Genomic DNA, 4,419 nt, shown 5'->3' on the forward strand with positions numbered 1-4,419 from the left:
GTATCCTGGATGCTCTGTTTCAATTTCTCCATGGGCCTCTTTTTCTTCCTTAGCCTTTTCTAGAGCTGTTATCTGTTCTTCTGTTAAAATGATACCATCCTGAGCTACTTTTGCTTCTAATGCCTTTAACCTCTTTTTAAAATTTTCAAGATCGTTTCTTTGCCACACTGATCTTATTCCACTTGCAGAGATGAGAATTCCTCTCTTTTTCAGTTCGTTTGCTGCTCTTTCTTGTCCGTATGCTGGAAACTCTATTGCTATTTCAACTACTGCTTTTTCTATATCCTCCGACACTCTATTTGCATACAATGGCTTGCTTTTGCTTATCTCGTGTAAAGCCTCTTCTCCTCCTGTTTCATACAGTTCTTTGAAGCGGTAAATGTATCCCTTGAATATCCCATTACTTTACACGCCTGTGATACATTTCCTAATTGCTTTGCAAGTTCTAGCAATCCCAACTTTGGTTTTAGTATTTTTTCTTGTGTTGTATTCATATCTGACACTCCTTTAAAACTTGTCTATATTTTTATCTTACTTTGTTTGCTTGTCAGATCAAGTCTAGACTATTACAGTTTAAGCAACTAGATTGGTACTGTAACACCAAACCTGCTATTAATAAAATAGGAGGGAGATAACTCGAACATTGGGAAGTAAAAATGAAATATTTAAATCTTTTACTTTTTAATATTTCTTCCCATCTCTCTTCTTGATCTAAATTTTCACCTTGTTCCCGTTGAGAATTTTGCAAATCTACAATTTCTTTCATTAAAGGTGATATCAAATAAATAGATAAGAAAAAAGTTGTAACAAATGTTATTAGGCTCGCACTAAACAAAATGCCAGGTGTATCAGTAAAATTAGCAGCCTTATATAGCTTACACCCCAAGTAAATATACGACACTAATGACGAGATGAACAGTAGGAAGCTTACTAAACTAAAAACAACATAATACTTTGTATGCTTATCATTCTGACGTTGCTTAATCAATTGTACACACCTTCGCATTTCTTCAGGAATGATTAATCCCTTATTCCTCTCACTTAGTGGTTTAATATATTGCAAAAGTGCTGCTTTATTTCTGTTAAGGGCTTGTATTTTTTCATCGCTACCTCCTGGTTTATCTGGGTGACACTTTATTGATAACCTTCTATAATTTTTGCTATTATATTAGATATTTCTAAGAAGTTACGACCTTCTACTTCTTGCACTTAAATGCCTATCTCTTTAAATAAACTTTCATTATAATCATATTCTCTTTTTCTTAGCTTATAGCCCATGCCTCCACCTCATAAATTAACTAAATATTAATACTTTATAATATATAAATTTCCAAATCATGTAAATTCTTTCATTCATGCTTATTGTATGAATTATTTCTTTCACGACTACCATGACAAGTGTATGAAAGTTATCATTTAGTGCATAATAGTGCTTCAATGTTTAGGGTTACAGTTTTCATTGGTCATTTGAGTTACTCAAATCCAATTCATGCCAGTTCTATCTATCTTGTCATTTAAGTAGCCCTTTTTGTGTAATCCCAGTACCCTCTCTTTGATGTCATCCAAGTAGCTTACACTGGCTTTCCGTAATCTCAAAAACGTTGTGTTTTAGCATAATTTTGTGCTCAATATGCTTGTTTATAGTAAAAATTTCTGGATTTCAGCATCAAATGCTGGAATATGGGTATCATTCAAGTAGCCCTTTGTTGTCATCCCAGTGCTCCGACACTGGGATCCAGGAACCAGCGTCACGCGCTGGCTCTCTAAAATTACTTTAGCTACAAATATTAAGAAATTTACTAAATAAAAAAAAGACAAAAAAACCCCGTATAGCGAGTTTTAATAATGTAAATTGATAATGTGCTAACGCTTAAAATAAGCGCGATTTGGCTGAATGTAGAAAAAATTTAAAAGACATGCAGCCGCTATAATTTTTATGTAATTTGCCAATAAATATCTGAGTTTTTTACTGAATTTTGTTATTAAATCCGCGGAGATTAAAAACAAGGATAAATACTCTTACTTTCATAGTAAGGGGGATGGCGTAATTTGTCAAGTTAAATAAGTTAATTTATTAACATGTGATAATTAGACAGCTATCGTGGATTAAATGTTCAAATGACTACTAGATTTTAGATTATTACTTTCATCTATTTGCAGCTGACTAATCATAGTACAGACGAAATTGGTTGCCATAAAGGTACAGCCTAGAATAAAAAAAGCAGTAGAAATGAAAGGAATAATAGGAGATTCGAGAGGCAATATATATATTATTCCTCCTATTAAAAATGAAACGCTAGATGCAATATCAAGACAGATCTTCATTAATTTCTCTTGCCGAGGAACGAGTTGCTTATTAAGGTCACGCTGCCTGAAATGATCAGTTAATGACCATACATTTAAGAGAAGAGAAAGTGCACTTAGTATAGTGCTGGCAATAGTAAAATACAAGCTTAAGGCAGAAATATTCAAAGCTAATGCTGCTATGTACCGACTCAAAGAAGCAATAGATAATGCAGTAACTAAGCGTTTTGAATAAGTTCTTATTTTCTTTCTGTAAACAAGCCTCTCTTTGTCGCAACTCATAAACTTAAGTATAGTAAATATGTTATATTATAGCATTAATTAACTCAAAAATCAGTATAGAGTGCCCGAGAGAAGACTTGAACTTCCACAACTTAAAAAGTTACTAGCACCTGAAGCTAGCGCGTCTACCAATTCCGCCACCCGGGCTTTTTGTGATTTACTATGTTAAAATTAAATAATATACTTAAACAATTTTTAGCTCAAAGGTAATGCCAAATCTAGATCAAATATTTTTTGCTCAAAACAATGTTAATATTAATAATGTATATAAAATAGTCAACAACGCTTTGAGCGATAGTGATGGTGGTGAATTATTTTTAGAATTTTGCCAGTCAGAGTCCCTGGTTTTTGATGATAACATATTGAAACACATGGATTTGAATATCAGAAGGGGATTTGGGTTAAGGTCCTTTTGTGAGGATAGTACGTCTTTTGTTTGCTCTTCTGAAATTAGCGAAAAGGAAATTAGTAACGCTGCTTCTATAGTGAAAAGTTCAGTATCTTTAAACAAAACAAATTCAATAAACTTAAATGAGGGAACAAGAGAGCTGTATTCAAAGATTAACCCCATAAATGAAATGGATCTGAACTCAAAGATTAAACTACTCAATGAGGTTAATGAGTATGTAAGGTCCAAGAATAACTACGTGAAGCAAGTAAAAATAACTCTAAGTGGAGAATGGCAAGTTGTACAAATAATAAAGGGTGATCACAGGTTAAGCGATATTAGGCCTTTGGTACGTTTTAATGTATTAGTCATCCTAGAGAAAAATGGCCGAGCTGAGAAAGGCTCTGCAGGGCGCGGTGGAAGAGACTCTTATAGTAAGTTTGTTTCTGAGAAGAAGTGGAAAGAAGTTGCAAATCAAGCGTTAGAGCAAGCGCTGGTAAATCTTGAGGCAATTCCAGCTCCGGCTGGAGAAATGACGGTTGTTCTAGGTCCAGGTTGGCCAGGAGTACTATTACATGAAGCTGTAGGTCATGGACTTGAGGGCGATTTTAATCGCAAAGGAATCTCAGCATTTTCAGATTCCATTGGTAAACAAGTGGCAGCCAGTGGCATTACTGTAGTTGATGATGGAACTCTGCCTAATTTGCGCGGTTCTATTAGCATAGACGATGAGGGTACTTTACCTGGCTATAATGTGCTTATAGAAGATGGAATTCTCAAAGGATACATGCAGGATCATATGAACGCTAAACTCATGGGTGTAAGCCCAACTGGTAATGGTAGAAGAGAAAGTTACAAAGAAGTTACCATGCCACGCATGACAAACACCTATATGCTACCAGGAAAACATACAACAGAAGAAATAATATCTAGTGTAAAGAAAGGTCTATATGCAGTAAATTTTGGTGGTGGACAGGTTGATATAACATCAGGAAAATTTGTTTTCTCATCTTCGGAAGCTTACCTAATAGAAAATGGTAAAATTACACAGCCAGTTAAAGGAGCAACACTCATTGGTGACGGTCCAACGGTGTTGAAAAAAGTATCAATGATTGGTGAGGATATAAAGTTAGATCCTGGTGTTGGTACGTGCTCAAAAGACGGACAAAATGTACCTGTTGGAGTTGGTCAGCCAACACTCAAGGTCGATGCAATAACTGTTGGTGGAACTGAGATATAGATAGGTGTAATAGTCTAGACTTAATCTGACAAGCATGAATTAACTGACAGAAGAATTAACAAAGTCAAAACCAAAATCAGCATCCTGTTTAATGCTATCAATATTTTTCTGATAAGCAATATGCATACTATCAAAAAAGGTTTGCATAGGAGTCTTACCATAGCAATATTTACCTGAATGCGGTCTAGATCTATTGTAAGAATGC

3 protein-coding genes, 1 tRNA gene and 2 pseudogenes are annotated in these 4,419 nt (G+C 34.8%); 1 reads left to right on the forward strand and 5 read right to left on the reverse strand.

The annotated features are described in order from the left end of the window. The 4 genes and pseudogenes from OUY_RS03930 to OUY_RS03945 all read right to left on the reverse strand — a co-directional run. Positions 1–494 (reverse strand): annotated as a pseudogene (locus tag OUY_RS03930) (helix-turn-helix domain-containing protein); the annotation flags it as partial. A gap of 53 nt (positions 495–547) precedes the next feature. Continuing rightward, the gene (locus OUY_RS06485) at positions 548–1,063 is read right to left on the reverse strand and encodes a hypothetical protein (RefSeq protein ID WP_246038699.1); all 516 of its coding nucleotides are present in this window, start codon (positions 1,061–1,063) and stop codon (positions 548–550) included. A 1,043-nt stretch (positions 1,064–2,106) separates the two neighbouring features. Then, the gene (locus OUY_RS03940; RefSeq protein WP_139686747.1) at positions 2,107–2,586 is read right to left on the reverse strand and encodes a hypothetical protein; all 480 of its coding nucleotides are present in this window, start codon (positions 2,584–2,586) and stop codon (positions 2,107–2,109) included. Between the two features lie 62 nt (positions 2,587–2,648). Next, positions 2,649–2,733, reverse strand: a tRNA-Leu gene (locus OUY_RS03945). 62 nt (positions 2,734–2,795) lie between these two features. Between OUY_RS03945 and tldD the strand changes: the two genes are divergently transcribed. Continuing rightward, on the forward strand, positions 2,796–4,214 hold the full coding sequence (gene tldD / locus OUY_RS03950; protein WP_139686748.1) for a metalloprotease TldD: 1,419 nt from the start codon (positions 2,796–2,798) through the stop codon (positions 4,212–4,214). A 39-nt stretch (positions 4,215–4,253) separates the two neighbouring features. On the opposite strand, the pseudogene OUY_RS03955 reads toward tldD, so the two are convergent. Next, positions 4,254–4,419, reverse strand: a pseudogene (locus OUY_RS03955) (IS481 family transposase); the annotation flags it as partial.

It is taken from the genome of Wolbachia endosymbiont of Leptopilina clavipes, assembly GCF_006334525.1.
Taxonomy (GTDB): domain Bacteria; phylum Pseudomonadota; class Alphaproteobacteria; order Rickettsiales; family Anaplasmataceae; genus Wolbachia.

Excerpts from the sequence above, each read along its gene's own strand:
- OUY_RS03940 (WP_139686747.1), bottom strand. The coding sequence starts at position 2,586 with ATGAGTTGCGACAAAGAGAGGCTTGTTTACAGAAAGAAAATAAGAACT.
- tldD (WP_139686748.1), top strand. The coding sequence starts at position 2,796 with ATGCCAAATCTAGATCAAATATTTTTTGCTCAAAACAATGTTAATATT.